The sequence below is a fragment of the Thioalkalivibrio sp. ALE21 genome (assembly GCF_003208255.1).
GTDB lineage: Bacteria > Pseudomonadota > Gammaproteobacteria > Ectothiorhodospirales > Ectothiorhodospiraceae > Thioalkalivibrio > Thioalkalivibrio halophilus.
In genome coordinates this window covers 117,966-144,390 of sequence record NZ_QKMA01000003.1, presented here as the reverse complement: position 1 = coordinate 144,390, position 26,425 = coordinate 117,966, and the positions used below count along the sequence as shown (strand labels likewise).

The window sequence follows — 26,425 nt, the reverse complement described above, 5'->3', positions numbered from 1 at the left end:
TCAGGTGTCCTCGCCCCGGGCGGCTGCGCGCGCCTGCTCCAGGGTGAAGGCGTCCTCGTACAGGGCGCGGCCGACGATCACGCCGTCGATGCCGGCGTCGGCCCCGCGGGCGAGGCTGCGGATGTCGTCCAGCGAGCTGACGCCGCCGGAGGCGATCACCGGTACGCGAACGTTCTCCGCGAGCTTCGCGGTGGCCTCCACGTTGGGGCCTTCCATCATCCCGTCGCGCGCGATGTCGGTATAGATGATCGCGGCGACGCCGTCGGACTCGAAGTGCTGGGCGAGGTCGATCACGTCGTGACGCGAGAGCTTGGACCAGCCGTCCACCGCGATCTTGCCGTCGCGGGCATCCAGGCCGACGATGATGTGACCCGGGAATTCCAGGCACAGGTCGTTGACGAAATGCGGCGCGCTGACCGCCCGTGTGCCGATGATCACGTACTGCACGCCGGCATCGAGGTAGGCCTGCACGGTGTCATCGTCGCGGATGCCGCCGCCGATCTGGATGGTCAGGTCGGGGAAGGCCTCGACGATCGCGTGGATCGCCTCGGCGTTGCGCGGGCGGCCGGCGAACGCGCCGTCAAGGTCCACGATGTGCAGGCGTTCGGCCCCGGCCTCGACCCAGCGTCGGGCCATTTCCACTGGCTCTTCGCCGAATACCGTCGAATCCTCCATGCGCCCCTGGCGCAGGCGCACGCACTTGCCTTCCTTCAGGTCGATCGCGGGAATGACCAGCATCTTCTCCGCCTCCAGTTACGGCGTTTGCGGGGCGTCCGGGGCGTCGCCGTCCCAGCGCAGAAAGTTGTTCAGCAGGCGCAACCCGCAGGCCGCGCTCTTTTCCGGGTGACACTGCATGGTGAACAGCGAGCCGCGGGCGAGGGCCGAGGCGAAGGTTTCGCCATAATCCGTGTGCGCAGCCACGCTGGCCGCGTCGCGCGGCTGCACCCGGAAGCTGTGCACGAAATAGAACCACGGCGTCTCCGGCAGGCCGTGCCACAGCGGGTGCTCGCCGGTGGGCTGCACGCGGTTCCAGCCCATGTGTGGCACCTTGAGGCGACGCCCCTGCGCATCGCTGCGTTCCGGAAAGCGGGCGACCCCGCCGGGGATCACCCCCAGCAGGTCGACGCCACCGCTTTCGTCCGAGTGCTCCATCAGGATCTGCTGCCCCAGGCACAGCCCGAGGAACGGGCGTGAACCGGCCAGTTCCGGCAGCAGGCGGTTGAGACCGCGCCGGGCGAGGGCCTGCATCGCGTCCCCGGCGGCCCCCTGGCCGGGAAACACCAGCCGGTCGGCCTCGCGCAGAATCTCCGGGTCGTCGGTACGCAGGATGCGCTGGCCGGGTGCGGCCTCGTGCGTCAGGGCACGCTCCACCGAGTGGAGGTTGCCCATGCCGTAATCGATGACGGCGACGGTTTCCATGTGGCTTCCCTGTTGCGGCGGGCCTTACAGGCTGCCCTTGGTGGAGGGCGTGATGCCGGCGCCGCGGGGGTCTTCCTCCGCGGCCTCGCGCAGCGCGCGGCCAAAGGCCTTGAAGATGGTCTCCGCCACATGATGGGCATTGTCCCCGCGCAGGCAGTCCACGTGCAGGGTGATCCACGCATGGTTGACCAGGCCCTGGAAGAATTCGTGGAACAGGTCGACATCGAACTGGCCGATGTGCGAACGGCGGAAATCGGCGTGCATCTCCAGGCCCGGGCGGCCGGAGAAGTCGATCACCACCCGTGACAGGGCCTCGTCCAGCGGAACATAGGCATGGCCATAGCGGCGGATGCCCTTCTTGTCGCCGATCGCCCGCGCCAGTGCCTGGCCCAGGGTGATGCCGATGTCTTCCACCGTGTGGTGGTCGTCGATGTGCAGGTCGCCTTCGGCGCGCACGTCCAGATCGACCATCCCGTGACGCGCGATCTGGTCGAGCATGTGGTCGAGGAACGGGATGCCGGTCTCGGTGTGGCACTGGCCGGTGCCGTCGAGGTTCAGTTCGACGGCGATCCGGGTCTCGAGGGTGTCGCGGCGGACGGAGGCGGTACGCTGGTTCATCTTGGCTGGCTTCGACGCAGAAAGCTCCAGTGTAGCAAGGCTGGCGCCCGGCCGGTATGCCGTACTCGCGGCCCGGGACATGCAGCGCGACGTCTTTCCACCCATCGGTGCGCCGGATACGGGTGCCCACAAAAAAGGCCGGGGCGAACCCCGGCCTTTCCCCATCCATCAAGGGAGATGGATTTACCGGACGGTAACCGACTCGGAAGCGGTGTCGCCCTGATTGTCTTCCCAGCTGACCTCGACGGTGTCGCCGGACGAACCTTCGAATTCCAGCTCGAGGAAGGGGTTCTGCGAGATGGTCACGTTCCAGTAGGCGGTGACCATGGTTTCGCCGTTGCGCTTGGCTTCGACGGTCTGAATGAAATGCTCGGGGATGATTTCGCCGGCATCATCCTCTTCCTCACCCGTGTGCATCGGGTGGGACAGCAGGGCGCGGACGTTGATCATGCCGTCCTGTTCCTGGGCGCGAATACGGATGGACATAGTTCTTTACCTCCAGACTGTTGATCGGATCGGTGAGGGTGCCGGCTTAGCCGCCGCAGCCACCCACCGTCACTTCGACGTTGCGGGACGTCATGTACCAGTTGCCGTCGGCCTTGACGGCGGCGATCACGTCCGAGGTGTCACCCAGGCGGATGCGCATGGACGCCTTGGGCTTCGCGCCGGAGGCGAAGACATAACGGCCGGTCAGGGAGCGGTTGTTGGCTTCGGCGAAGACCGCGATCTCCTCGACGTTGTCCATGTGGGCCTCGACCGAGATCGGCACCACGGCACCGTTCTCGGCGATTTCCGGGGCGCTCAGGTCGATGTCGTCGGACTGCTGCATGTCGGTGGTGCCGGCGACCGCATTCATTGCATCTTCCATGCTCTCGGTATCGAACATGTCGGCGGACCAGGCGGCGAGCAGCTTGCTCGGGGCCAGCAGGCCGGCGCCCACGGCGGCGCCCACGGTACCGGCGGCGAGAGTGCCTTTCAGGAAGACACGACGCTTGGTGCTAATCATGGAGATCTCCTCTCATCTTTTTGGATCAAATCCGGACTTTCCCGGGGCGCAAGCGATCCTTTCGGATGCCGGCGCCTGTGCGTTGTGACGAGGTACCGTTCGGTTCTATTCCCCGTCCCCGGATCAGCCCCCTTTGGTGTCGGGCCCTTTGCTGATCCTGCAACTCCAGAGTCCCAGAATACGGCTGAACGCTTCATGAACGGATCCGTCATCGAGCGGCTCCGGGCCGCAACGCCCCTGATCCGAGTGAAGCCAGCCCCGTATCAATGGCACACTATGCCCTCCCGATGCAATCATTTCCGGATACCGCACCCATGTCCTTCTGCAAGGCCCACCTGCTGCTGCTGATCGTGGTCATCGTCCTCGGAGGCGCGCAGATGCTGGCCAGCTGCGGGCAGAAGGGCGATCTCTACCTCCCCGAGGACGAGCAGGAGGAATCCCGCTAGATGGACTATTTCGATTACCGCGGGGGCACGCTGCATTGCGAGAGCGTGGACCTCCACGCCCTGGCCCGCCGGGTGGGGACCCCGGCCTACGTCTACTCCCGCGCCACCCTGGAGCGCCATTACCGCGCGTTCGCCGAGGCCCTGATCGGGATGCCGCATCAGGTCTGCTTCGCGGTCAAGGCCAACTCCAGTCTGGCGGTGCTGAACGTGCTGGCCCGCATGGGCTCGGGGTTCGACATCGTCTCCGGCGGCGAACTGGAGCGGGTGCTGCGTGCCGGCGGCGATCCCGCGCGGGTGGTGTTTTCCGGGGTCGGCAAGACCGCGGCGGAGATGCAGCGCGCGCTGGACGTCGGCATCCACTGCTTCAACCTCGAATCGGAGGGCGAGCTGGAACGCCTGGAAGCGGTCGCGGCCGAGCGCGGGGAGGTCGCCCCGGTGTCGCTGCGGGTGAACCCGGACGTCGACGCGGAGACCCATCCCTACATTGCCACCGGGCTGCGCGACAACAAGTTCGGCGTGGCGATCGAGGACGCGCCGGCGCTGTATCGCCGCATCCATGAGTCCGGGCACCTGGACGCGATCGGCGTGGATTTCCACATCGGCTCCCAGCTGACCAGCACCGAGCCGTTCGTCGACGCGCTGGAACGGGTGCTGGCGCTGGTGGACCGGCTGGCGGAAGACGGCATCGAGCTGTCGCACATCGATGTCGGCGGCGGGCTGGGCGTGCGCTACCGCGACGAGACCCCTCCGGAGCCCGACGTCTGGGCCGCGGCCCTGCGCGAAACCCTGGGCCAGCGGCCGCTGAAGGTGCTGCTGGAGCCGGGCCGGGCGATCGCCGCCAACGCCGGGGTGTTCCTGACCCGGGTGGAATACCTCAAGCACTCGGAACACCGCGATTTCGCGATCGTCGACGGGGCGATGAACGACCTGCTGCGCCCGGCGCTGTACGGCGCGTGGCAGGCGATCGACCCGGTGGTCCCGCGCGACGACACCGAGACCCGCAGTTACGACGTGGTCGGACCCGTATGCGAGACCGGGGATTTCCTCGGGCGCGAACGCGACCTCGCGCTGGCCGCCGGCGACGTCCTCGCGGTGCGCTCCGCCGGTGCCTACGGTTACGTGATGGCGGGCAATTACAACAGCCGCCCGCGCCCGCCCGAGGTCATGGTGGATGGTGATCATTATCAGATCGTCAACCGCCGCGAGCAGGTCGATCACCTGATGATGCGCGAGAGCATGCTGCCGCGCGATCCCGACGACGAGGATCCGCCCGGGAGGGTCGATCCGTGATCCCGCGGCGGCCCGAGCCCGAGCTGATGCTGGAGCCCGGCCAGGCCCGGGCCTATGCCGAGGCGGATTTCGCGCAGCCCCACGAGGGCTTCGTGGATGCCTTCGCCGAAGTGTTCCCGGAGCCGGTGCGCGGCCCGGTACTGGATCCGGGTTGCGGCCCGGGGGATGTCAGCCTGCGCTTCGCCGCGCGCCATCCCGACTGCGAGGTCGACGGGCTGGACGGGGCCCCCGCGATGCTGGCGGCCGGGGATGCGCTGCGGGTCGGCCATCCGGCCGCCGCGCGTGTCCATCTGGCCGAGGGTTGCCTGCCCGATGCGCGGGGTCCGCGCGCGCCCTACGCCACCATCATCTGCAACTCGCTGCTGCATCACCTGCATGATCCGGGAGTGCTGTGGCAGGTGATCCGTCGCGACGGCGCTCCGGGAGCGCGGGTGTTCGTGATGGACCTGCGCCGTCCCGACTCGGAGGCCGAAGTGAAACGCCTGGTGGGGGAGCACGCGGCCGACGCCCCGGAGGTCCTGCGGCGCGACTTCGAACATTCCCTGCATGCGGCGTTTACCCCCGAGGAGGTCCAGGGCCAGCTGGCCGCCGTCGGTCTCGAAGGTTTCCGCGTGCGGGTGACCAGCGACCGCCACATGGTCATCCACGGGCGATTGCCGGAGCGCGCGGAATGAGCGAGCTGGCTTTCACCAAGATGCATGGCCTGGGCAACGACTTCGTGGTGTTCGACGGCGTGCGTCAGGCGGTCGCGCTGAGCACGGATCAGCTGCGCCTGCTGGCCGATCGCCATTTCGGCGTGGGCTGCGACCAGATCCTGCTGGTGGAGCCGCCCGCCGATCCGGCGAGCGCGCTGTTTCGCTATCGCATCTTCAACGCCGACGGTGGCGAGGTGGAGCAGTGCGGCAATGGCGCGCGCTGTTTCGCCCGGTTCGTGCGCGAGCAGGGCCTGACCGATGCCCGCGAGATCCCGGTGGAGACCCTGGGCGGTCCGCTGGTGCTGCGGGTGGAGGCGGACGAACAGGTGACCGTCGACATGGGCCGCCCGGTACTGGAGCCGGCGCGCATCCCGTTCGAGGCCGACTTTGAGGCACCGGAGTACCGCCTGGAGGTCGGCGACACGGCCCTGACGATCGGCGCGGTGTCCATGGGCAACCCGCATGCCGTGACCTTCGTCGACGACGTGGGGCAGGCACCGGTGGCGACCCTGGGGCCCGCGATCGAGGCGCATCCCCGCTTCCCGCGCCGCGTGAACGCCGGTTTTGCCGCGGTACGTGATCGCGGGCACCTGGACCTGCGGGTATACGAACGCGGCGCCGGCGAGACCCTGGCCTGCGGCTCCGGCGCCGCCGCGGCGATGGTGGTGGCCCGTCTGCAGGGCCGGGTCGATGACTGCGTGCGGGTCTCGCTGCCGGGCGGGACCCTTGTGCTAAGCTGGGACGGCAGGCCGGAGTCGCCGGTGCGGCTGACCGGCCCCGCAACCACGGTATTCAACGGCAGGATCGATCTATGAGTACAGACCCCTCCAGTGTCTCCCCGGCGGGGGATGGCGCCGAGCTCTCGGCGGCCGAGGTCGAGGCCTGGCTGCGCGAGCACCCGGATTTTTTCCTCGACCACCAGGCCCTGCTGGACGTGCTGCGCATCCCGCATCCGGCCGGTGGAGCCGAGTCCCTGGTCGAACGCCAGCTCAAGCGCCTGCGCGAGCAGAACCGCCAGCTGGAGCAGCGCATGCACGAGCTGGTGGAGCGCGCCCGCGACAACGAACGGGTCGGCCGCCAGCTGCACGATCTCGCCCGAACCCTGATGCGTGCGGAGAACCTGGATGCGGTGCTGGCGCTGACCCAGGATGCCCTGCGCGATGAACTGGGCGCCGAGCGGGTGAGCATCCGTCTGGCGGAGCGCGAGGTGCAGGACCTGCACGCCCTGGATACTGCCCAGCTGGCCGTGCTGGAACCGCTGTTCGCCCGCGGCCGGGCGCAGTGCGGCCGCGTGCCGCCTGACATGCTGAAGGTGCTGTTCGACGATGCGGACGACACGGTGGGTTCGGCGATCCTGATGCCGCTGCTGGCGGACGATGAACGCGTGGGCGTGCTGGGCCTGGCCAGTGCCTCGCCGGACCGCTTCCAGCCGGACATGGGGACCTACTTCGTCACCCATATCGGCGAGCTGCTGGCCGAGTCCATCCGCTGCCATGCCGACCGCAAACAGGCTGCCTGAGTCCGAGCCGCAACCCGACCCCGCCATCGAGGCCTATCTCGCGCATCTGCGTGATGTGCGCGGGCTGTCGCCGCACACCGTAGCCGCGTACCGTCGCGACCTGCGCGAACTGCGCCGGGCCTGGGCCGCGCCCTGGGCGGAGCTGGATGCCGCCGCGCTGCGCCGCATCGTGGCCGGGCTGGCACGCGGCGGGCGCCATTCGCGCTCGGTCCGCCGGTTTCTCGCCGCGGTACGCGGTTTCCTCGATTTTCAGGTGGAGCGTGGCGAGCGCGCCGCCAACCCCGCCGCGGGGCTGCGCGGTCCGAAGACCGACCGTCCGTTGCCCCGCGGGCTGGACGTGGATCAGGCGCAGCAGGCGCTGGATGCCCCGCCCGCCACCGGCGCCGCGCCGGACGGGGAAGCGGCCGATCCCGATTCGCCCCTGGCGCGCCGCGACCGCGCGATGCTGGAGCTGCTGTACGGCTCCGGACTGCGGCTGGCGGAACTGACCGGGCTGGATCTGCCGGACGTGGACCGGGACGCCGGCATGGTACGGGTTCTCGGCAAGGGCCGGCGCGAGCGGCGGGTGCCCGCCGGGCGCATGGCGCTGGCTGCCCTGCGCGACTGGCTGGCGGTGCGCGGCCAGTGGGCGGATGTCGACGAGCCCGCGCTGTTCGTGACCCGGCGCGGGCAGCGCATCAGCAACCGTTCGGTCCAGCGACGGGTCGCCGAGGCGGGGCGCCGGGGCGGGCTCGACGTGCATCTGCACCCGCATCGCCTGCGCCACGCCTTCGCCAGCCACCTGCTGGAATCCAGCGGCGACCTGCGCGCGGTGCAGGAACTGCTGGGGCATGCCGATCTGTCCACTACCCAGATCTACACCCATCTGGACTATCAGCACCTGGCCGAGGTCTACGATGCCGCCCATCCCCGCGCGCGGCGTCACGATCCGGCCGACGAGACGGGTTCGTAGGCGGCCGCAACCGCGTACAATCCCGGTCCGGATCCGACTACCGATTGCAGGAGACCACCGTGGAGCAGTTTCGTGGCACCACCATCGTCTGTGTGCGCCGCAATGGCGCCGTGACCCTGGGCGGCGACGGCCAGGTATCGCTCGGCAACACCGTGATGAAGGGCAACGCGCGCAAGGTGCGCCGCGTCTACCATGACCGCATCCTCGCCGGTTTCGCCGGCGGCACCGCCGACGCCTTCACCCTGTTCGAGCGCTTCGAGGGCATGCTGGAGAAGCACTCCGGCAACGTCACCCGGGCCGCGGTCGAGCTGGCCAAGGACTGGCGCACCGACCGCGCGCTGCGCAAGCTGGAGGCACTGCTGGCGGTGTCCGATCGCGAGAACTCGTTCGTGATCTCGGGCAATGGCGACGTGATAGAGCCCGAGAACGCGCTGATCGCGATCGGCTCCGGCGGCCCCTACGCCCAGGCCTCGGCCCAGGCCCTGCTGCAGAACACCGATCTGCCGGCGCGCGATGTGGTGGAGAAGAGCCTCCATACCGCCGCCGACATCTGCGTCTACACCAATCACAACATCACGCTGGAGAGCCTCGACGCCGAGTGACGCCCCGGCGTCGCCCGCAAGGCTCCCCGGCCGCGACCCTTCAGGACCGCAAGCCATGAGCGACATGACCCCCCGCGAGATCGTCCAGGAACTGGATCGCTACATCATTGGCCAGGACGACGCCAAGCGTTCCGTGGCCGTCGCCCTGCGCAACCGCTGGCGCCGGCGCCAGCTGCCCGAGGCCCTGCAGCCCGAGGTCACGCCCAAGAACATCCTGATGATCGGCCCCACCGGCGTCGGCAAGACCGAGATCGCCCGCCGCCTGGCGAAGCTGGCCAAGGCCCCGTTCATCAAGGTCGAGGCGACCAAGTTCACCGAGGTGGGCTATGTCGGGCGCGATGTGGAGTCGATCATCCGGGATCTGGCCGAAAACGCGATCAAGCAGCTGCGCGAGGAAGAGATGCAGCAGCACCGCGGCCAGGCCGAGGACGCCGCCGAGGAGCGCATCCTCGATGCCCTGCTGCCGCGGCCGCGCAACGCCGGTTTCACCGAGTCCGGCGACGACGCGGCCAACAACGAGACCCGGCAGAAGCTGCGCAAACGCCTGCGCGAGGGCAGCCTGGACGAGCGCGAGATCGACATCGAGCTCCAGCAGCAGGGGCAGAACGTCGAACTGATGACACCGCCCGGCATGGAAGAGATGGCCAGCCAGCTGCAGTCCATGTTCCAGAACATGGGTGGTCAGAAGAGCCAGCAGCGGCGCCTGAAGATCGCCGACGCCCGGCGCCTGCTGGTGGACGAGGAGGCCGCGCGCCTGGTCAACGAGGAAGAACTCAAGGTCAAGGCGATCGAGCGGGTCGAGCAGAGCGGCATCGTGTTCCTCGACGAGATCGACAAGGTCGCCAAGGGCAGCGAGAAGAGCGGCTCGGATGTCTCCCGCGAGGGCGTGCAGCGCGACCTGCTGCCGCTGATCGAGGGCACTACCGTGTCGACCAAGCTGGGCATGGTGCGCACCGACCACATCCTGTTCATCGCCTCCGGTGCGTTCCACCTGAGCAAGCCGTCGGACATGGTCCCCGAGCTCCAGGGCCGGCTGCCGATCCGGGTGGAACTGGAACCGCTGTCGGTGGAGGCCTTCGTGCGCATCCTGACCGAGCCCACGGCCTCGCTGACCGAGCAGTACGTGGAGCTGATGAAGACCGAAGGCGTCAGCGTGGAATTCCGCGACGAGGGCGTGCACCGCCTGGCCGAGATCGCCCACGACGTCAACGCGCGCACCGAGAACATCGGTGCCCGGCGGCTGCATACCGTGCTCGAGCGCCTGCTGCAGGATGTGGCGTTCCGCGCCCCCGACATCCCGGAACCGGTCGTGATCGACCGCGCGTTCGTCGACGAACGCCTGAGCGACCTGGCCGAGGACGAGGACCTGTCCCGCTACATCCTGTGACTCCGTGTACAGAAACCGCATCTGGCGCGCGGGTTCCGGAGATTGTAGGGTTCGGGGTTCCGAACCTGTCAGGAGGCGTTGCCGTGCCCGTACCCACGATTGAATCGATCATGATCCGCGATCCCCTCACCATTGCCGCCGACACCCGGCTGGGCGAGGCTCTGGAAATGATGATGCAGCGCAACCTGCGCCACTTGCCGGTGATGAATGGCGAGGAACTGCTGGGCGTTGCCTCCGACCGGGATATCCTGCTGGCGGAGGTCGCGCATGTCGATCTTTCCGATCATTCCAGCCTGAAGGTCGGGGACGTGTGTGCCCTGGACGCGTATTGTGTCTCTCCGGACACACCGCTGCCGGAGGTGCTGCGCGGCATGGCCGAGCGGCACATCGGCTCGGCGCTGGTGTGCGGCGAGGACGGGAGCCCACTGGGCATCTTTACCTCCACCGATGCCTGCCGCGAGCTGGCGCAGGTCCTGGAAGGCGCAGCGGGCTGATCCGCGCACGGAATCCGGCCCCGGTGGCCGGGTTCTGCGCACCGACGTCCGGGAGACTGATATCCTCGCCTCTCGGAACCCCGGGCTGAACCCCGCCCGGAGTCGCCATTCCCGCGACCGGCAAGCGGAGGCCGCATGAGCAGTACGCAACGACCCACGGACATCCAGCTGCACCAGAAGTCGCGCATCCTCGAGCTGCGCTATGCCGACGGCTCGCATTTCGAGCTGCCCTGCGAGTTCCTGCGGGTGTATTCGCCGTCGGCCGAGGTGCGCGGGCACGGCCCCGGACAGGAGGTCCTGCAGGTCGGCAAGGAGGACGTGAATATCACCGCGATCGAGCCGGTCGGCAACTATGCGGTCAAGCTGGTGTTCTCCGACGGCCACGATACGGGCATCTACGACTGGGATTACCTCTACAAGCTGGGTACGGAACAGGAGCGTCTGTGGCAGGATTACCTGGAACGGCTGCATCAGGCCGGTCACGAACGCCGCACCCACTGACGCAAGAAGACTCATGAACGACGACGACCCCGGCAAGACCCACTTCGGTTATCAGACCGTTTCCGAATCCGAGAAGACCGAGCGGGTCGGACAGGTGTTCCACTCCGTGGCTTCCCGCTACGACGTGATGAACGACCTGATGTCCATGGGTATCCACCGCGTGTGGAAGCGCTATACCGTGGAACGCGCCGGGGTACGGCCCGGCATGCGCATCCTCGACCTGGCCGGCGGGACCGGCGACCTCGCCAGCGCGTTCGCGCCGCGGGTCGGGCCGAAGGGGCAGGTCGTGGTCTGCGACATCAACGCCTCCATGCTGCAGGCCGGGCGCGACCGGCTGATCGACGAGGGCCGGGTCGGCAACATCGACTACGTGCAGGCGGATGCCGAAGTCCTGCCGTATCCCGACGAGGCCTTCGACCGCATCACCATGGCCTTCGGTCTGCGTAACGTGACCCGCAAGGAAAACGCGCTGGCGGAGATGCGCCGGGTTCTCAAGCCCGGCGGCCGAGTTCTGATCCTGGAATTCTCGCAGCCCGTCGCGCCGCTGCGCCCGGCCTACGACGTCTACTCATTCAAGCTGCTGCCGCTGATGGGCAAGCTGGTGGCCAACGACGCCGACTCCTACCGCTACCTGGCCGAGTCCATCCGCATGCACCCGGATCAGGAAACCCTCGCCGGGCTGATGCGCGATGCCGGCCTCGAGCGCGTCGAATACGACAACCTTACCGGCGGCATCGTCGCGTTGCACCGCGCCACCCGCCTGTAACTCCGCGAGGAACCGCGATGGCCGAGCCGAAAGCCCTGCCAGGCCCTGTCAACGCCCTGGTGGAAACCCTTCTGAACGAGATCCTGCAGGCCGCGCCCCCGCAGGCGCGCGAGCGTCTGGCCGGTCGTGCGGTGGCGATCGTGGTGGAGCCGCCGGGGGTCGCGTTCAGCCTGGTGGGTGCCGCCGACCGCCTGCAGGTCATCGGGGGTGTGGAAGAACCGGTGGATGCTCGCGTGGCCGGCTCGCCGTTGTCGCTGGGCGCCGCGATGGCACGGGACGACCGCAGCGGGCTGACGATCGAGGGGGATGCCACGGCACTCTCCGATCTGCAGCGCGCGCTGGGCGAGGCCGAGCATGACTGGGCGGCGCTGTTCGAACGGGTCGCCGGCGCCGGGTCCGCGGGTCCGCTGCAGGACCTGTTCCGGCGGGCGGTAACCGGCTTTCGCCACGCCACCACGCGCTCGGCGGAGGACCTGGCCGATTATGCCCGCGACGAGGCAGGCTGGCTGCCGCCGTCCGGGGCTTTCGAGGCCTTCAGCGAGGACGTGGCCCGCCTGCGTGACGACTCTGCCCGGCTGGAGGCGCGTCTGCGCCGTCTCGAATCCGGAGACGCCTGACGCCCATGCGACGCAGTTTCTACCAGGGTCTGCGGCTGTGGACCATCGCCCGCGTCCTGGTGCGCTACCGGCTGGACGTTATCCTGTTCACGCTGAAGCCGCTGCGCCCGCTCAGTTTCCTGCTCTATCTCGCCCCGTGGAACTGGTTCCGCCGCACCCGGGGCACGCGGGGCGAACGCATCCGTCGCGCGCTGGAGGATCTGGGGCCGATCTTCATCAAGTTCGGACAGATGCTGTCGACCCGCCGCGACCTCCTGCCGGACGATATCGCAGTGGAGCTGGCGCGCCTGCAGGACCGGGTCCCGCCGTTCCCCGCCGATCAGGCGCGAGCGGTGATCGAGGCCGAACTGGAACGCCCGGTGGATATCGCCTTCGCCGAGTTTTCCGACACGCCGCTGGCCTCGGCCTCCATCGCCCAGGTGCACCAGGCGCGGCTGCAGGACGGCCGCGAGGTGGTGGTGAAGGTGGTCCGTCCGGGGATCCTGAAGACCATTCGCGCCGATCTCGAGGTGATGCACACCATCGCCGCGCTGGCGGATCGCTACTGGAGCGAGGCCCGCCGCCTGCGTCCGCGCGAGGTGGTCAACGAATACGAGAAGACCGTCACCGACGAGCTGGACCTGATCCGCGAAGGTGCCAACGCGACCGCGATCCGGCGCAATTTCGACGACAGCCATCTGCTCCACATCCCCGAGATCATCTGGGACCACACCCGACGCAGCGTGCTGGTAATGGAGCGCATCGGCGGGATCCCGGTGGCGGATGTGGCTGCCCTGCGCGAACGCGGTGTGGATCTGCGTCTGCTGGCGGAACGCGGGGTGGAGATCTTCTTCACCCAAGTGTTCCAGCACAATTTCTTCCATGCCGACATGCATCCGGGCAATATCTTCGTGGACGCCACCGACCCGGAGGACCCCACCTATCTGGCGGTGGACTTCGGCATCGTCGGGTCGCTGCTGGATTCCGATCAGCGCTATCTGGCGGAGAACTTCTACGCCTTCTTCAACCGCGACTACCGCCGGGTGGCGGAGCTGCACGTGGAATCCGGCTGGGTGCCGAAGGACACCCGCGTCGACGAGTTCGAGGCGGCGATCCGTTCGGTGTGCGAGCCGATCTTCCAGAAACCGCTGGACGAGATCTCCTTCGGCCAGGTGCTGATGCGCCTGTTCCAGACCGCGCGACGCTTCAACATGGAGGTGCAGCCGCAACTGGTGCTGCTGCAGAAGACCCTGCTCAACATCGAGGGGCTGGGGCGCCAGTTGTATCCGCAGCTGGATCTGTGGACCACGGCCAAGCCGTTCATCGAAGAGTGGATGCACGAACGCATGGGCACGCGGGCGTTCCTGCGCAGTGCCCGCGAGCATCTGCCGCGGCTGCTGGCCCACTTGCCGGAGCTCCCGCTGCATCTGGAGAAGGCCCTGACGGTGGAAGAGCAGCGGGCCGAACGTGATGCCGCGCTGCGCCAGCAGATCCGGGAACTGGAGGAGGGGCTCGGCCAGCAGGACCGCCGGCGCCGCGAAGGCCTGGCCGCGCTGGGGCTGCTGGTGGTGGCGGGCCTGACTTTCCAGCTCGACGTGCCGCAATGGCTGGGGATCGCCTGGCCGGCGTGGCCCGCCGGCGTCCTGGGGCTGGGGCTGCTGCTGTTCAGCCTGCGGCCGTTGCCGCCGCGGCCGCAGAACTGACACCGGCCGGCTCCGGTCCCCGCCCCCGGCCCGGGATTCAGCCGAGCAGGCCGCGCAGCACGAAGAAGAACACGATCGCCAGGATCGCGCCGGCCGGCAGAGTCACGATCCAGGACATGAAGATCATGCGGACCAGGCGCAGATCGATGGCGGCGATCCCGCGGGCCAGGCCCACGCCGAGGATCGCGCCCACCAGGGTATGGGTGGTCGAGATCGGCAGGCCGGTGCCGGAAGCGAGCACTACGGTGGCGGCGGCGGCCGCGGTGGCCGCATAGCCGCGACTGGGGGTGAGCTGGGTGATCCCGGTGCCGACCGTGGCGATCACCTTGTGGCCGTAGGTGAACAGGCCGAACACGATGCCGAACCCACCCAGCAGCAGGACCCACATCGGGACCAGCGTCTCCGGGTCCACCTCGCCGGTCTGGATGACGTCCACCACTGCGGCCAGCGGGCCCACGGCGTTGGCCACGTCGTTGGACCCCAGGGCAAAGGCCATGGCGCAGCCGGTGACCACCATCAGCACCCCGAAGACCTTCTCGACGTCACTGAAGTGCGAGCCGTTTTCCTCCGGCGGGGTCTCTTCGAAGCGCAGCCGGCGGATGGCCAGCATGCCGGCCGCCACCACGCCCAGGCTGATCAGGATCGCCAGGCTGTAGCTCTGTACCGTGGTCAGGTTCAGGCCGACATGGGTGAGGCCCTTGAACATGGTCACCAGGGCGGTGACGAAGGCCGTCAGGAAGATGTACAGCGGTGCCCAGCGTCGGGCGTTTTTCAGCGGCTGGGCGGTATCCAGGATCAGCAGCTGGATGCTGCGAAACAGGGCAAAGGCGATCGCGCCGCCGATCATCGGCGACAGCACCCAGGACATCGCGATAGTGCCCACCCGTTCCCAGCGCACTACTTCGAAGCCCAGGCCGACCACGGCAAAACCGATGATGGCGCCGATGATGGAATGCGTGGTCGAAACCGGCCAGCCGAAATACGACGCAACCATCAGCCAGGTTCCGGCGGCCGCCAGAGCCGCCAGCATCCCGAATACCAGCAAGTCCGGACTGTCCGCGAGAAGCTCGGAATCGACCATTCCGCTGCGGATGGTCTGGGTGACCTCGCCCCCGGCCAGCCAGGCCCCGGCAAACACGAAGATTCCGGCGACCACCACCGCCTGACGAATGGTCAGGGCCCGTGACCCCACCGAGGTCCCCATGGCATTGGCCACGTCGTTGGCGCCGATGCCCCAGGCCATGAACAGGCCAAAGAAAACCGCGAGGGCGAGCAGCACAATGCCGTATTCCATGCCGTCTCCCGAGCCTCGTCTTGTGTCGGGTGGTTACTTGGCCAGCATCAGCTGCAGGCGGCTGCCCACGCGCTGTGCCAGGTCGGCGAGATCGCCAATGGAGTCGATCACGCGATACATGAACATCACGTTCACCGGCGGCAGCTCCGTCTCCCGGGCAAACAGCATTTCGCGGACCTCGCGCTGGGCGTCATCGGCCTCGTGCTCGAGGCTGTCGAGCTTCTGCAGGATGCGATTGACGACCTCGACCTCGTGGCCGCGGAAGCCCGCTTCCACCAGTTCGTCCAGTTCGTTGACCGCGCGGCCGGCCTGGTCGACGGTGTCCACGCTGCGCTGCAGGAACCGCTGCACGGGCTCCTGCATGTCGTCGGGGAAACGCATCTGGCGGCCCAGCATGAGCCCGGCGATGTCCTTGGCCTTGTTGGCGATCTGGTCCTGGATGAGGAGGGTGTCGAGGACGTCGCGGCGCGACATGGCGAGCATCAGCCCCTTGGGAAGGTGCAGACGCAGATCCTTCTTCAGGCGGTCGGCATCGTGTTCGAGCTCGACAATGCGCTCCTGATGGGTGCGGGCCGCATCCCAGTCTTCGCGATCCACCGCCTGAATGAACAGCGGCAGTTCCGCGATACAGGAACGGACCTTGTCCATGTGCGCCTGCAGCGGGCGCACCGGGGACCGGCCGAACAGCTCGAAGACAAAGTTCTTGGGGCTCATGGCGGCGCGAAGAGTGTCACAGACCTTTAATCTAGCGCAAACGGCCCCGCCGTGCTTACCGGGCGGCTCTGCGTTACACTCGGATGTGAGCTGGGGGTGCCCCGTTGTCGCGAGCGACGAGGGGGCTGAGAGAGTCCCCTTGAACCTGAACCGGTTGATACCGGCGGAGGGAAGCTCGGTCAACGATCTGCTGTACCCGGGGGTTCCGTCCCCGCGATCGCCCTGCCCGCGCTCCCTCTGCCCCGTGCGACAGCAGCAGAGGTCCGATCATGAGCGCCATCCCCGAGTCGTTTGCCCGCAAGACCGCCGAGGTCTCCGCCGAGGTTACCCGTCCGTTCCCGAACTCCGAGAAGCGTTACGTCCAGGGTTCGCGCGCGGATCTCCGCGTGCCGTATCGCGAGGTCGCGCAGACGCCGACGATGACCTCCGGCACGCCCGAGGAGAACCCGCCGATCCCGGTCTACGACACCTCCGGCCCCTATACCGACCCCGAGGCGAGCATCGACCTGACCCGCGGGCTGGCGGACCTGCGCGGTGCGTGGATCGACGAGCGCGCGGACACCGAGTGGCTGGACGGCCCGAGCTCGGAGTACGGCCGCGCCCGCGCCGCCGATCCGGAACTGGCCAGCCTGCGCTTCGAGCACATCCGCCCGCCGCGCCGCGCGAAGTCCGGGGCGAACGTCTCGCAGATGCACTACGCCCGCCAGGGGATCATCACCCCGGAGATGGAGTTCGTCGCCATCCGCGAGAACAACCGCCTGCAGGAGATGCGCGCCGACCCGCGCTACACGAAGCTGCTGCGGCAGCACGCCGGCGAGTCCTTTGGTGCCTCGATTCCGGAAGAAATCACCCCCGAGTTCGTGCGCGACGAGATCGCCCGCGGCCGCGCGATCATCCCGGCGAACATCAACCACCCGGAACTGGAGCCGATGATCATCGGCCGCAACTTCCGGGTGAAGGTCAACACCAACATCGGCAACTCGGCGGTCTCCTCGTCGATCGAGGAAGAGGTCGAGAAGCTCGTGTGGTCCGCGCGCTGGGGCGGCGACACCCTGATGGACCTGTCCACCGGCAAGAACATCCACGAGACCCGCGAGTGGATCCTGCGCAACTCGCCGGTGCCGATCGGCACCGTGCCGATCTACCAGGCGCTGGAGAAGGTCGACGGCAAGCCCGAGGACCTGACCTGGGAGCTGTTCCGCGACACCCTGATCGAGCAGGCCGAACAGGGCGTGGACTACTTCACCATCCATGCGGGCGTGCGCCTGCAGTACGTGCCGCTGACCGCCGAGCGGGTGACCGGCATCGTCTCGCGTGGCGGCTCGATCATGGCCAAGTGGTGCCTGGCGCATCACCAGGAGAACTTCCTCTACACCCGCTTCGACGAGATCTGCGAGATCATGAAGGCGTTCGACGTCTCGTTCTCGCTGGGTGACGGCCTGCGCCCCGGCTGCCTGGCCGACGCCAACGACGCCGCGCAGTTCGGCGAGCTGGAGACCCTCGGCGAGCTGACGCAGAAGGCCTGGGAACACGACGTGCAGGTGATGATCGAGGGCCCCGGTCACGTGCCGCTGCAGAAGGTGAAGGAGAACGTCGACAAGGAGCTGGAAGACTGCTTCGAGGCGCCGTTCTACACCCTCGGCCCGCTGGTGACCGACATCGCGCCGGCCTACGACCACATCACCTCCGGCATCGGCGCGGCCAACATCGGCTGGTACGGCACCGCGATGCTCTGCTACGTGACGCCGAAGGAGCACCTGGGCCTGCCCAACAAGCAGGACGTGCGCGACGGCATCATCACCTACAAGATCGCCGCCCATGCGGCCGATCTCGCCAAGGGCTTCCCCGGCGCGCAGCTGCAGGACAATGCCCTGTCCAAGGCGCGCTTCGAGTTCCGCTGGGAGGACCAGTTCAACCTCGCACTGGACCCGGAGCGTGCGCGCGAATTCCACGACGAGACCCTGCCCAAGGACGCGCACAAGGTCGCCCACTTCTGCTCCATGTGCGGCCCCAACTTCTGCTCGATGAAGATCACCCAGGACGTACGCGACTATGCCGCGGCCCAGGGCATCTCCGAACAGGAGGCCCTGGAAAAGGGCATGCAGGAGAAGGCGGTGGAATTCGTCGAGAAGGGCGCGAAGATCTACCGCGAGGTGTGAGCCACCGATCCCCCCACCGCGTCCGCATCGCCGTACCGGGGCATCGTCGGGCGCCCCTGCCGGCGTGTACTGGCGGCTTGACGCCGCGGGGCCGCTTCGGTAGGAAGAATGTCCATTGTCCGTCGGGTTTTCCGACGCGGGCAATCACTCACGGCCGAGGTCCTTCCATGTTGCGAATCCGAACCCTCCCGGTGCTGTTTCTCGTGCTGGCCGTCGCCGGTGCGGGCTCCGTGGCGCTGGCCTTCGAGCGCGGCGATCCCGGGGACGTGGCCGTGCGCTCGGCCGAGTTGCGCGAGGCACCCGGTCATCTGAGCGCGATCCGCGGCCACCTCGATTACGGCACCCGAGTCGAGGTCAGGGACCATAGCCAGGGGTTTCTTCGGGTGCGCAGCGAGGCCGGCGAGGAGGGTTGGCTGCACCCGTCCGCGCTGAGCCGGGATCCGGTGATCCTGACGGAGGACGGAGACGATGTTGAACGGGACGCGGACCGCGACGAGATCGCGCTGGCCGGGCGCGGCTTCAACGAGGAGGTGGAAGAGCGCTATCGCAGTGAGCGCGGCCTGTCCTTTGCCCCGGTCGACCGGATGGAAGCCGGGGGAGCGGATCCCGAGGATCTGAGGGCATTCATCGAGCAGGGCGAGCTGCATCTGCCGGGGGGTGAGTGATGCGAGTCTGCAACGGATCATGCCTGCTGCTGCCGGTGTTTCTGGTACTGTCGCTGTCGCTGCTGGCGGGTTGTCGCGGGGTTGCTTCGGTAGGTGCCGAGCTGGGGACCCGGACCGGCGTGCTGGATGCGCGGCAGGCCGAAAGCCTGCGCCAGACCGGTGAGCTGGCGGAGCGCAGCATGGAGGATTTCACCCCGGAGCAGGAATATTTCATCGGCCGCGCCGTGGCGGCCCGGGTGCTGGAGGACTACGCGGTCCTTGATGATCCTGCGGCACAGGCGTACCTGAACAACCTGGGCGGGGTCCTGGCCCTGCACTCGGAGCGCCCGAGCCTCTACCAGGGGTATTCCTTCCGCCTGCTGGATTCCGACGAGCTTAATGCCTTCGCCACCCCGGGCGGGCATATCTTCATCACCCGCGGCATGGCCCGGCTGGCGCAGACCGAGGACGAACTGGCGGCCATCCTCGCGCACGAGATCGCGCATGTGCAGGAGCGCCACGGCCTGCAGGCGATCCGCAGCTCGCGCGTGACCGCGGCGCTCACCAGTGCGGCGCTGACCGGGGCGCAGCTGGCGGGGGACGATGATCTGCGCGAGCTGACGGACATCTTCGAGGATTCCATCGATGACATCACCCGGACCCTGTTCGTGAACGGCTATTCGCGCGAGTTCGAGCGCGAGGCGGACGACGGGGCGGTGGCCATCCTCGAGCGCACCGGCTATCGCCCCGAGGCGCTGAGCCGCGTACTGGAGCGCATGGATGACGAATGGGATCCGCAGGGTCCCGGCTTCGCCCGCACCCATCCATCGCCCTCCAGTCGCATCGCGGAGCTGGGGCTGGAGCCGGCGGACTCGCGCAGCGAGGCCCGGGCCGAACGGTTCTCGCGTTTCCGCGCGGCCCTCTGACCGCTTCCCCGGATGGCCGCAAACTCCCGCTCCGGAGGCCGTTTCCGGCGGGCCCTGATGATCGGGCTGCTGGCGGTCCTGCTGGCCCTGGTGGCGGAGCAGTCGGGCTGGCTCGACGGTCCGGAGCGGGCCGCCTACGACCTGCAGGCGCGTCTGCTGGCCGGGCTCATGGCTCCGGACGCGGAGGACGAGGTCGTGCTGATCCTGGTCGACGAGCAGAGCCTCGAGTGGGCGCTGGATACCCAGGGCCAGGGCTGGCCATGGCCGCGCGAGTACCCGGCGGTGATCGCCGATTTCGCCCGTCGTGCGGGGGCCGCCTCGCTGACCTTTGATGTCCTGTATACCGACGATTCCCGCTTCGGAGTGCATGATGATCGCCGGTTCGCACGGGCCGCCGCGGATTTTGGTCCGACGGTGTTCGCCGCGCTGTACGGCGAGGAGGCTGCCCGCCACGACCGGTTCCCGCAGGACGCGCCCGTGTCGTCCGCGACGGTGGAAGTGGAAGGGACCGGGGGCGACCCCTTCCCCGCGTTTTCCCGCGCGACCTTCCCGGTGACCGAGCTTGCGCAGTCGGCGGCGCGCATGGGCAACGTGCACATTACCCCGGATCCCGACGGGGTCTACCGCCGGCTCCCGCCGGTGACTCGCTTCGACGGGGAGCTGGTACCCGGGCTGGGGCTGGCGGCCTTTCTCGCGGGATCGGAGGAGCCGCCCGGTTTGCGGCTGGAGGACGACGGCCGGGCGCTGCGGGTGGGTGAACGGCATGTGCCGCTGGACCCGGATGGCCGCCTGATACTGCGCTTCGAGCGGCCGGGCGCGGAACGTACCCGGCTGCGGGCGGCCGCGGTCATCCAGAGCGAACTGCGGCTGGCGGCCGACCCCGAGGCCGACTCCGGCACCGACACGCCGGTCGACCCTGCAGAACTCGAAGGGCGGCATGTGATGGTGGGGCTGTCGGCGGCCGGGCTGTTCGACCTGCGACCGCTGCCGCTGGATCCGCGTGCGCCCGGCGTGGAGTTCCACGCGACCATGCTGGAGAATCTGACCACGGGGAATTTCATGCGCGAGGTCGACGCCACCCGGGCGCTGGTGCTGGTCGGTCTGCTGGCCTTTCTGCCGGCGTTCCTCGCCGGGCTGGGGCGCAGCAGTGCGAGTACGGCCCTGGCCATTGCATTTGCCCTGGTGGCGCCGGTGCTGCTGTCCGGCTTTGCGCATGCCGGCGGGGTCTGGCTGCCGCTGGCCGTGCCGCTGGTGGCCGGGCTGACGGGGACCGTGGGGGCCGCGGTCTACAACTATGCCCGCGAGGGCCGTGAACGGCGCTTCATCAAGGCGGCCTTCGCGCAGTATCTCAGCCCGCAGGTGATCGAACGCCTGCTGGAGGAGCCCGACCGCCTGAAACTGGGGGGCGAGCGCCGCGAACTCACCATCTTCTTCAGTGATCTGGAGGGCTTCACCAGCCTCAGCGAGCGGCTGTCACCGGATGATCTCACGCGGCTGCTCAACGAGTACCTGACGGAGATGACCGACATCCTCACGGCCTGTGGAGCCACCATCGACAAGTACGAGGGCGATGCGATCATCGCCTTCTGGAACGCGCCGGTGGATGTCCCCGACCATCCGCGCCGGGCGGTGGAGGCGGCGCTCGAATGTCAGCGCCGACTGGCGGCCATGGCGCCGCGCCTGCGCGGGCGGGCCGGACGCGATCTCGCGATGCGCATCGGCGTGAACACCGGCGAGGCGGTGGTCGGCAACATGGGGTCGCGTACCCGTTTCGACTACACCATGCTCGGCGACGCGGTCAATCTGGCCGCGCGGCTCGAGGGGGCCAACAAGGTCTTCGGCACGTACACCCTGATCGCGGAAAGCACCGTACGGAAGCTCCCCGAAACGCTGTATTGCCGCGAGCTGGGCGAGATCCGCGTGGTCGGACGGGCGCGCCCGGTGCGGGTCTACGAACCGGTCGCGCGGCTGGCCCTGGATGCGGCTCCCGAACGCTACGAGGTCTTCGCCCGGGCGCTGCAGACGCTGCGCGAGGGTCGGGTGGAGGAGGCGCGAGCGCTGTTCGCGAGCATTGCCGACCGGGACCCGCCCGCGGCACGCTACGTCGAACGCTGCACGCGATTGCTGGAACGGGGCGAGGCCGGCGACGGCGTCTGGGAACTCGACGCGAAGTAGCTGCGCCGCGTTCAGAGCCCCTGGCGCAGGGTACCCAGGAGCTGGTTCAGGCTCGCGTCGATGTCCATCTCGACGATCGTGGTGATGGATACAAAGTTCTGCATGGCATTGATGTTGGCGTCGCGCCGCGACGCCAGGCGTACCCGCTCCATCAGGGCACGGTTGACCGTGTTCAGCTCCCGGTGCAGTTCCTGCAGGCCTTCCATGTCCCAGTCGGGCGGTGCCTCGCCCTCCCGGCGGTCGAGGTACTGACGGACCAGATACGTCCCCGCCATGCGGTACAGCGTTTCTTCGAGGGTGGCGAACGGCAGGTGGAATTCCGCCAGAGGGCGCAGCCGCGACAGGATCGGGCAGGCGCCCGAGGCCATGATCAGCCCGAACAGCGAGCGCAGGAATTCCTGTACGTCGCATTCCTTCAGATAGCTGCGTACGGGGGTGTCCACGCGGCCCCGGATGCGTTCCACCGACGGGCTGTCGGCGAAATGCCGGGCGATATCGGCGAACTCGATGGCCGCCGGGCAGTATTCCACGGTGCGCGCATCCAGCGGACAGTTTTCGCACTGTCGGCATTCCAGGCGGGTCCAGTCCGGATGGGCCTCGTCGTTGTGGCGCGCCGGGTCCCGCGAGCGGTGGATATCCACCCGATAGCACCACTCGCTGCCGTCACTGCGTTCCAGGCGATAGATGATTTCGCTCATCGCTTTCTCTTCCCGCCGCTTTCATCGTGTTTTTGTGAAGCCTATCACGCCGCGCCGGGCCTGCCGCTCCCGGCTTCCGCGGTTTCTTTTTCACGGAGTTTCTGATCCTGGCTAACGCCTGGCTCACGCTTCGGGGGTGTAATCCCGCACGGAGCATGCCAGCATTAGCACCCGGTCCGGATCAGGGAATGGTTCCGGACGGGCCATATGGATATCCAGAGGGATGCTTCAATGCGCTTCGGAGTTGCCAGTCGCCTGCGTGGCGGCCTGATCGGGCTCGCACTCGTCACGGTCGTTGCGAGTATCGTTTCCCTCGTTTCCTTCGAACGCTTCGCGAGCAGTTTCGACGAACTGGCGGCGGAACAGGTGCCGGTACTCATGGGGACCGGCAACCTGGTCCAGCGCAGCGAGGCGATCGTCTCCACGTCGGTCGGCCTGCTCACGGCCGGAGATACGGCCGAGCGGGCTTCCGGTTTTGCCGAAATCGAGCGTTACAACGCCGATATCGGTGCCCTTCTGGAACAGATGCCGCGCAACCAGGTGGACCCGGCAACCCTCGAGGAACTCGATTTCCTGCGCGAAGACATGATGGGCTCGGTGCGTGCCCTGGAGGCGGTCATGGAGGAACATGCCGCTCACGAGGAGCGCACGCGGTCGGTACTGGCCGATCTGCGCGAGGCGCGCAGCGGGCTGGGCCGTCTGCGCGATGACCCGGATTATCCGGCGAGCTGGCTGGGACGCGCCGGCATGGTGATCATGAGTCTGGCCATGGCCGCGACGGTGGACTCGCGTGAAGACCTGGCCCCGCTGCGCCAACAGGCCAGGGACCGCGTCGAGATCCTCGTCCGCGCGACGGAAGACCTGCCGCCGGCACTGCGCCCGCAGGCCCGGCAGCTGACCGCGGATCTGCGCCGGCTCGTCCACGGCGACACGGGACTGCTGGCCACGCGCGAAGGCCAGCTGCGTCAGGCGGAGGCGGTGCAGGCCGAGCTCGGTACGGTCCGCGCCCGCGCCGGCCGTCTGGTCAGCGAGCTGTCGATACTCACCTTCGAGCTGGAAACCAGCGTGATCACGCGGCAGGAGGAGGTGCAGGAGCTCTCGGATCAGCGCATGACGGTGCTGGCCGCCACCATGGCCGTCGGCCTCCTGCTGGCAGGGATGATCATCCATTACGTTAACCGTCGGGTCGTCCGCCGGCTGCAGTCCCTGCACCACGGCATGAACGGATGTGTCGGGGGCGAAAACACCTCGGTTCCGGTCGAGGGCAACGACGAGATCGGCGACATTGGACGGGCCGCGAACTACTTCATCGATTCGGTGCGCCGACGCGAGGAGATGCTGGAGAAGCTGTTCGATGCCACACCCCTCCCGCTGGTGCTGTGCGAACCGGCCATGGGGGTCATCGAGCGCCACAATCGGCGCCTGACCGATCTGTTCGGGCCTGATATCGAGAATGTCGGGATGCTGTTCGAAAGCGCTCGGGACTGGGAAGAGCTGAGGGAGAACCTGGCCGGCGGGGCCTTCCTGGATCATCACGAGCTGCAGCTGCGGCGGGCCGACGGCAGCCCGTTCTGGGCCCTGATCTCCGCACGCCGGATCACCCTGGGCGAGCGTGAACTCCTGCTGCTCAGTGCGCTGGACATCTCGGCCCGCAAGCAGGCCGAAGCCGCGATGCGCGAGGCCAAGGAGCGCGCCGAGGACGCCACGCGGGCGAAGTCCGAATTCCTGGCCAACATGAGCCATGAACTGCGCACTCCCCTTAATGCCATCATCGGCTACAGCGACATGCTCCTCGAGGAAGCCGAGGACATGGGCTTCAGCGACTTCGATGATGACCTCGACAAGATCCGCTCCGCGGGGCGCCACCTGCTGATGCTTATCAACGACATCCTCGATATTTCCAAGATCGAGGCGGGCCGCATGCAGCTGTACCTGGAGGACCAGGAAGTCAGCCAGATCGCCTCCGAGGTCGAGGCGATGGTCACGCCGCTGGTGGGCAAGAACGGGAACCGGCTGGTCGTCGAGGGTGCCGAGGGGGCCGGCACCATGCATACCGATGTCACCAAGCTGCGGCAGTGCCTGTTCAACCTGCTCTCCAACGCCGCCAAGTTCACCGAGAACGGGGAGGTCCGCCTGGAGATCGAGACGTACCCGGACGACTCGGACCCCGAGGCCGACCGGTTGTGTTTTCACGTGAGCGACACCGGGATCGGCCTCAGCGAGGATCAGATGGCCCGGCTGTTCCGTTCGTTTTCCCAGGCCGATGCCTCCACCACCCGCAAGTACGGGGGCACCGGTCTGGGGCTCGCCATCACCCGTCACTTCGCCCGGATGATGGGCGGCGACGTCACCGTCAGCAGCGAGCCGGGTGCGGGATCCACCTTCACCGTGGAACTGCCGCGCGTTTCCAGCGAGTCGACGCCGGAGCCGAGCGAGGGCACCGGCACCCTCCTGCTGTTCGATCAGGACGAGAACCTCTACCGCATGATCGGTGGCGGGCTGGAGGAGGAAGGCTACTCGGTGGTGTTCGCCAGCACCGTGGACGAGGCGCTGAAAAAGGTCGAGGAGGTGCACCCGGACCTGATCGCGGTGGGCTGCCAGATGGAGCAGGGCAACGGCTGGACACTGGTGACCACGCTCAAGCAGATGCCCGGGGCTTCCGAGATCCCGCTGATCATGGTGGGTCAGCGCGAGGACGGCGACTCCGCCCATGCACTGCCCCTGGGCAACGTGGTCACAAAGCCGGTGGATACGCGTCACTTGATGCAGATCATCAACCGTCATGGCAAACCGGGCGATGGTGACCACGTTCTGGTTGTGGATGACGACCCCGACGCCCGGGCCGTCCTGGAACGGCTCCTGGACCGCGAAGGGATCGCGACCGCACCGGCGGGGGATGGCATCGAGGCGCTGGGGTCCATGGGGAAAAAACGCCCCTCGATGCTCCTGCTGGATCTGATGATGCCGAACCTGGACGGCTTCGGCGTCCTCGAGGCCATGCAGGGGGACCCCGAGCTGCGTGATGTGCCGGTGGTCGTCATCACCGCCAAGGACCTGGAGCCGGACGAGGCGCGTCAGCTTCAGGAACGAACGCTCCGGGTCCTGCGCAAGGGGCAGTACGACCGGCGGACCCTGCTGGAGATGATCAAGAACCGGCTGGCCCGCGAGCAGGCTCCCGCCGGTGCGGCCGTCGCCGAAACCGAAACCGAAACCGCCGGAACCGACGCATGAAGACTCGCTCTCGGGAGGTCACGTGGCAGCAAGAGACGCGCGCAGAAGGCGCCTGACACTGACGGCCGCCGCCTGTTGCTGCGGCGTGATACTGGCACTCGGATATCCGGCCCTTGCTGTCGCCGATCCCGAACGGGACCTGCGCGTGGCCACCCGAGCCCTGAGCTTCCTGGACCATCGACCCAGGGGTGACATGCCCGTAGCCGTGGTTTACGCCGCCGGCGATTCCGCTTCCGAGGCTCATGCGCGTCGCATGGCCGATGCCATGGGCGGCGGTGGTCCGCAGGGACGGATCCGTCTCGTGCCGACCCTGATGGCGGCCGACGAGCTGGGGGCCCTGGACCGCCAGGAAGCCGTCCTGCTGGCCGACGGACTCGCCGGAGACCAGGCCACGGATGTTTACAGTGCGGCGAGCCGTCGCGGCCTGATCACCATCGCTTCGGACATGGCATGCGTGGATGCGGGCTATTGCGTGATGGCGGTGGCGAGCCAGCCGCGGGTCCAGATCGTGGTCAGCCGCGAGGCGGCCCGGGAAAGCGATGTGGGCTTTGCATCCTCCTTCCGCATGATGATCACCGAACGATGATGGC

The 26,425-nt window shown here is 67.9% G+C and carries 27 protein-coding genes and 1 riboswitch; of the genes, 19 read left to right on the top strand and 8 right to left on the bottom strand.

Translation table 11 applies throughout. The features are described 5' to 3' along the window. From hisA to soxY, 5 genes are all read right to left on the bottom strand, one after another. On the bottom strand, positions 1–738 hold the full coding sequence (hisA, locus tag D893_RS03885; protein WP_018868865.1) for a 1-(5-phosphoribosyl)-5-[(5-phosphoribosylamino)methylideneamino]imidazole-4-carboxamide isomerase: 738 nt from the start codon (positions 736–738) through the stop codon (positions 1–3). 15 nt (positions 739–753) lie between these two features. Further along, positions 754–1,419 (bottom strand): imidazole glycerol phosphate synthase subunit HisH, encoded by a 666-nt coding sequence (hisH, locus tag D893_RS03880; protein WP_077244046.1) that lies wholly within the window; start codon positions 1,417–1,419, stop codon positions 754–756. Positions 1,420–1,443: 24 nt separating this feature from the next. Next, complete coding sequence (hisB, locus tag D893_RS03875) at positions 1,444–2,037, bottom strand: imidazoleglycerol-phosphate dehydratase HisB (protein ID WP_024328622.1); 594 nt, start codon at positions 2,035–2,037, stop codon at positions 1,444–1,446. A gap of 183 nt (positions 2,038–2,220) precedes the next feature. Then, positions 2,221–2,523, bottom strand: a complete 303-nt coding sequence (soxZ, locus tag D893_RS03870) for a thiosulfate oxidation carrier complex protein SoxZ (protein WP_018947279.1) — start codon at positions 2,521–2,523, stop codon at positions 2,221–2,223. 46 nt (positions 2,524–2,569) lie between these two features. Further along, complete coding sequence (gene soxY, locus D893_RS03865; RefSeq protein WP_018868861.1) at positions 2,570–3,043, bottom strand: thiosulfate oxidation carrier protein SoxY; 474 nt, start codon at positions 3,041–3,043, stop codon at positions 2,570–2,572. 314 nt (positions 3,044–3,357) lie between these two features. On the opposite strand from soxY, the gene D893_RS03860 reads away from it, so the two are divergent. The 13 genes from D893_RS03860 (at position 3,358) to ubiB (ending at position 13,994) form a co-directional block, all read left to right on the top strand. Further along, positions 3,358–3,489: a lipoprotein gene (locus D893_RS03860; protein ID WP_018947280.1), complete on the top strand. Its 132-nt coding sequence runs from the start codon at positions 3,358–3,360 to the stop codon at positions 3,487–3,489. Next, on the top strand, positions 3,490–4,779 hold the full coding sequence (gene lysA / locus D893_RS03855) for a diaminopimelate decarboxylase (protein WP_110619183.1): 1,290 nt from the start codon (positions 3,490–3,492) through the stop codon (positions 4,777–4,779). Beyond that, entirely contained in the window at positions 4,776–5,453 is a 678-nt protein-coding gene (locus tag D893_RS03850) for a class I SAM-dependent methyltransferase (RefSeq protein ID WP_018947282.1), read from the top strand. The genes lysA and D893_RS03850 overlap by 4 nt, the downstream gene beginning before the upstream one ends. After that, positions 5,450–6,289, top strand: coding sequence for a diaminopimelate epimerase (gene dapF / locus D893_RS03845; protein WP_018947283.1), 840 nt, complete (start codon positions 5,450–5,452; stop codon positions 6,287–6,289). Before D893_RS03850 ends, dapF begins: the two co-directional genes overlap by 4 nt. Beyond that, positions 6,286–6,993 carry a DUF484 family protein gene (locus D893_RS03840; protein ID WP_018947284.1) on the top strand — a complete coding sequence of 236 codons (708 nt, stop codon included), beginning with the start codon at positions 6,286–6,288 and terminating at the stop codon, positions 6,991–6,993. The genes dapF and D893_RS03840 overlap by 4 nt, the downstream gene beginning before the upstream one ends. After that, the gene (locus D893_RS03835; RefSeq protein WP_110619182.1) at positions 6,968–7,945 is read left to right on the top strand and encodes a tyrosine recombinase XerC; all 978 of its coding nucleotides are present in this window, start codon (positions 6,968–6,970) and stop codon (positions 7,943–7,945) included. Before D893_RS03840 ends, D893_RS03835 begins: the two co-directional genes overlap by 26 nt. 59 nt (positions 7,946–8,004) lie before the next feature. Next, positions 8,005–8,547, top strand: coding sequence for an ATP-dependent protease subunit HslV (hslV, locus tag D893_RS03830; RefSeq protein WP_024328616.1), 543 nt, complete (start codon positions 8,005–8,007; stop codon positions 8,545–8,547). A 55-nt stretch (positions 8,548–8,602) separates the two neighbouring features. Then, positions 8,603–9,934 carry an ATP-dependent protease ATPase subunit HslU gene (gene hslU, locus D893_RS03825; protein ID WP_018947287.1) on the top strand — a complete coding sequence of 444 codons (1,332 nt, stop codon included), beginning with the start codon at positions 8,603–8,605 and terminating at the stop codon, positions 9,932–9,934. Between the two features lie 110 nt (positions 9,935–10,044). After that, the gene (locus D893_RS03820) at positions 10,045–10,428 is read left to right on the top strand and encodes a CBS domain-containing protein (protein WP_146220537.1); all 384 of its coding nucleotides are present in this window, start codon (positions 10,045–10,047) and stop codon (positions 10,426–10,428) included. Between the two features lie 135 nt (positions 10,429–10,563). Then, positions 10,564–10,929 carry a DUF971 domain-containing protein gene (locus D893_RS03815; protein WP_018868852.1) on the top strand — a complete coding sequence of 122 codons (366 nt, stop codon included), beginning with the start codon at positions 10,564–10,566 and terminating at the stop codon, positions 10,927–10,929. A gap of 13 nt (positions 10,930–10,942) precedes the next feature. After that, a complete protein-coding gene (gene ubiE, locus D893_RS03810; RefSeq protein WP_077244038.1) occupies positions 10,943–11,695 on the top strand; it encodes a bifunctional demethylmenaquinone methyltransferase/2-methoxy-6-polyprenyl-1,4-benzoquinol methylase UbiE in 753 nt (250 codons plus the stop codon). Positions 11,696–11,712: 17 nt separating this feature from the next. Beyond that, on the top strand, positions 11,713–12,312 hold the full coding sequence (locus D893_RS03805) for a sterol-binding protein (RefSeq protein WP_077244037.1): 600 nt from the start codon (positions 11,713–11,715) through the stop codon (positions 12,310–12,312). 5 nt (positions 12,313–12,317) lie between these two features. Next, positions 12,318–13,994 (top strand): ubiquinone biosynthesis regulatory protein kinase UbiB, encoded by a 1,677-nt coding sequence (ubiB, locus tag D893_RS03800; RefSeq protein ID WP_018947292.1) that lies wholly within the window; start codon positions 12,318–12,320, stop codon positions 13,992–13,994. 37 nt (positions 13,995–14,031) lie between these two features. On the opposite strand, the gene D893_RS03795 is transcribed toward ubiB, so the two are convergent. Next, the gene (locus D893_RS03795) at positions 14,032–15,288 is read right to left on the bottom strand and encodes an inorganic phosphate transporter (RefSeq protein ID WP_110619180.1); all 1,257 of its coding nucleotides are present in this window, start codon (positions 15,286–15,288) and stop codon (positions 14,032–14,034) included. A gap of 33 nt (positions 15,289–15,321) precedes the next feature. After that, positions 15,322–16,002, bottom strand: a complete 681-nt coding sequence (locus D893_RS03790) for a TIGR00153 family protein (protein WP_019022583.1) — start codon at positions 16,000–16,002, stop codon at positions 15,322–15,324. An 82-nt stretch (positions 16,003–16,084) separates the two neighbouring features. After that, a riboswitch (TPP riboswitch) is annotated at positions 16,085–16,191 on the top strand. Between the two features lie 80 nt (positions 16,192–16,271). Between D893_RS03790 and thiC the strand changes: the two genes are divergently transcribed. The 4 genes from thiC (at position 16,272) to D893_RS03770 (ending at position 21,906) form a co-directional block, all read left to right on the top strand. Then, positions 16,272–18,161: a phosphomethylpyrimidine synthase ThiC gene (gene thiC / locus D893_RS03785; protein WP_110619179.1), complete on the top strand. Its 1,890-nt coding sequence runs from the start codon at positions 16,272–16,274 to the stop codon at positions 18,159–18,161. Positions 18,162–18,328: 167 nt separating this feature from the next. Further along, complete coding sequence (locus D893_RS03780) at positions 18,329–18,826, top strand: SH3 domain-containing protein (protein WP_246863874.1); 498 nt, start codon at positions 18,329–18,331, stop codon at positions 18,824–18,826. Continuing rightward, positions 18,826–19,731 (top strand): M48 family metalloprotease, encoded by a 906-nt coding sequence (locus D893_RS03775; protein ID WP_110619178.1) that lies wholly within the window; start codon positions 18,826–18,828, stop codon positions 19,729–19,731. The genes D893_RS03780 and D893_RS03775 overlap by 1 nt, the downstream gene beginning before the upstream one ends. A 57-nt stretch (positions 19,732–19,788) precedes the next feature. After that, positions 19,789–21,906: an adenylate/guanylate cyclase domain-containing protein gene (locus tag D893_RS03770; RefSeq protein ID WP_110619177.1), complete on the top strand. Its 2,118-nt coding sequence runs from the start codon at positions 19,789–19,791 to the stop codon at positions 21,904–21,906. Positions 21,907–21,917: 11 nt separating this feature from the next. Here the strand turns inward: D893_RS03770 and D893_RS03765 are convergent, their stop codons facing one another. Further along, entirely contained in the window at positions 21,918–22,604 is a 687-nt protein-coding gene (locus D893_RS03765) for a hypothetical protein (protein WP_110619176.1), read from the bottom strand. Between the two features lie 231 nt (positions 22,605–22,835). Here D893_RS03765 and D893_RS03760 point away from each other — a divergent pair, with 231 nt between their 5' ends. Next, the gene (locus D893_RS03760; RefSeq protein ID WP_110619175.1) at positions 22,836–25,835 is read left to right on the top strand and encodes a response regulator; all 3,000 of its coding nucleotides are present in this window, start codon (positions 22,836–22,838) and stop codon (positions 25,833–25,835) included. Between the two features lie 22 nt (positions 25,836–25,857). After that, a complete protein-coding gene (locus D893_RS03755) occupies positions 25,858–26,421 on the top strand; it encodes a hypothetical protein (RefSeq protein ID WP_246863872.1) in 564 nt (187 codons plus the stop codon). Positions 26,422–26,425 lie beyond the last annotated feature (4 nt).

Bases quoted from the DNA above. Each gene is read 5' to 3' on its own strand.
- hisA (WP_018868865.1), bottom strand. From the start codon at position 738: ATGCTGGTCATTCCCGCGATCGACCTGAAGGAAGGCAAGTGCGTGCGC.
- hisH (WP_077244046.1), bottom strand. From the start codon at position 1,419: ATGGAAACCGTCGCCGTCATCGATTACGGCATGGGCAACCTCCACTCG.
- hisB (WP_024328622.1), bottom strand. From the start codon at position 2,037: ATGAACCAGCGTACCGCCTCCGTCCGCCGCGACACCCTCGAGACCCGG.
- soxZ (WP_018947279.1), bottom strand. From the start codon at position 2,523: ATGTCCATCCGTATTCGCGCCCAGGAACAGGACGGCATGATCAACGTC.
- soxY (WP_018868861.1), bottom strand. From the start codon at position 3,043: ATGATTAGCACCAAGCGTCGTGTCTTCCTGAAAGGCACTCTCGCCGCC.
- D893_RS03860 (WP_018947280.1), top strand. From the start codon at position 3,358: ATGTCCTTCTGCAAGGCCCACCTGCTGCTGCTGATCGTGGTCATCGTC.
- lysA (WP_110619183.1), top strand. From the start codon at position 3,490: ATGGACTATTTCGATTACCGCGGGGGCACGCTGCATTGCGAGAGCGTG.
- dapF (WP_018947283.1), top strand. From the start codon at position 5,450: ATGAGCGAGCTGGCTTTCACCAAGATGCATGGCCTGGGCAACGACTTC.
- D893_RS03840 (WP_018947284.1), top strand. From the start codon at position 6,286: ATGAGTACAGACCCCTCCAGTGTCTCCCCGGCGGGGGATGGCGCCGAG.
- D893_RS03835 (WP_110619182.1), top strand. From the start codon at position 6,968: ATGCCGACCGCAAACAGGCTGCCTGAGTCCGAGCCGCAACCCGACCCC.
- hslU (WP_018947287.1), top strand. From the start codon at position 8,603: ATGAGCGACATGACCCCCCGCGAGATCGTCCAGGAACTGGATCGCTAC.
- D893_RS03820 (WP_146220537.1), top strand. From the start codon at position 10,045: ATGATCCGCGATCCCCTCACCATTGCCGCCGACACCCGGCTGGGCGAG.
- D893_RS03815 (WP_018868852.1), top strand. From the start codon at position 10,564: ATGAGCAGTACGCAACGACCCACGGACATCCAGCTGCACCAGAAGTCG.
- ubiE (WP_077244038.1), top strand. From the start codon at position 10,943: ATGAACGACGACGACCCCGGCAAGACCCACTTCGGTTATCAGACCGTT.
- D893_RS03805 (WP_077244037.1), top strand. From the start codon at position 11,713: ATGGCCGAGCCGAAAGCCCTGCCAGGCCCTGTCAACGCCCTGGTGGAA.
- ubiB (WP_018947292.1), top strand. From the start codon at position 12,318: ATGCGACGCAGTTTCTACCAGGGTCTGCGGCTGTGGACCATCGCCCGC.
- D893_RS03795 (WP_110619180.1), bottom strand. From the start codon at position 15,288: ATGGAATACGGCATTGTGCTGCTCGCCCTCGCGGTTTTCTTTGGCCTG.
- D893_RS03790 (WP_019022583.1), bottom strand. From the start codon at position 16,002: ATGAGCCCCAAGAACTTTGTCTTCGAGCTGTTCGGCCGGTCCCCGGTG.
- thiC (WP_110619179.1), top strand. From the start codon at position 16,272: ATGAGCGCCATCCCCGAGTCGTTTGCCCGCAAGACCGCCGAGGTCTCC.
- D893_RS03780 (WP_246863874.1), top strand. From the start codon at position 18,329: ATGTTGCGAATCCGAACCCTCCCGGTGCTGTTTCTCGTGCTGGCCGTC.
- D893_RS03775 (WP_110619178.1), top strand. From the start codon at position 18,826: ATGCGAGTCTGCAACGGATCATGCCTGCTGCTGCCGGTGTTTCTGGTA.
- D893_RS03770 (WP_110619177.1), top strand. From the start codon at position 19,789: ATGATCGGGCTGCTGGCGGTCCTGCTGGCCCTGGTGGCGGAGCAGTCG.
- D893_RS03765 (WP_110619176.1), bottom strand. From the start codon at position 22,604: ATGAGCGAAATCATCTATCGCCTGGAACGCAGTGACGGCAGCGAGTGG.
- D893_RS03760 (WP_110619175.1), top strand. From the start codon at position 22,836: ATGCGCTTCGGAGTTGCCAGTCGCCTGCGTGGCGGCCTGATCGGGCTC.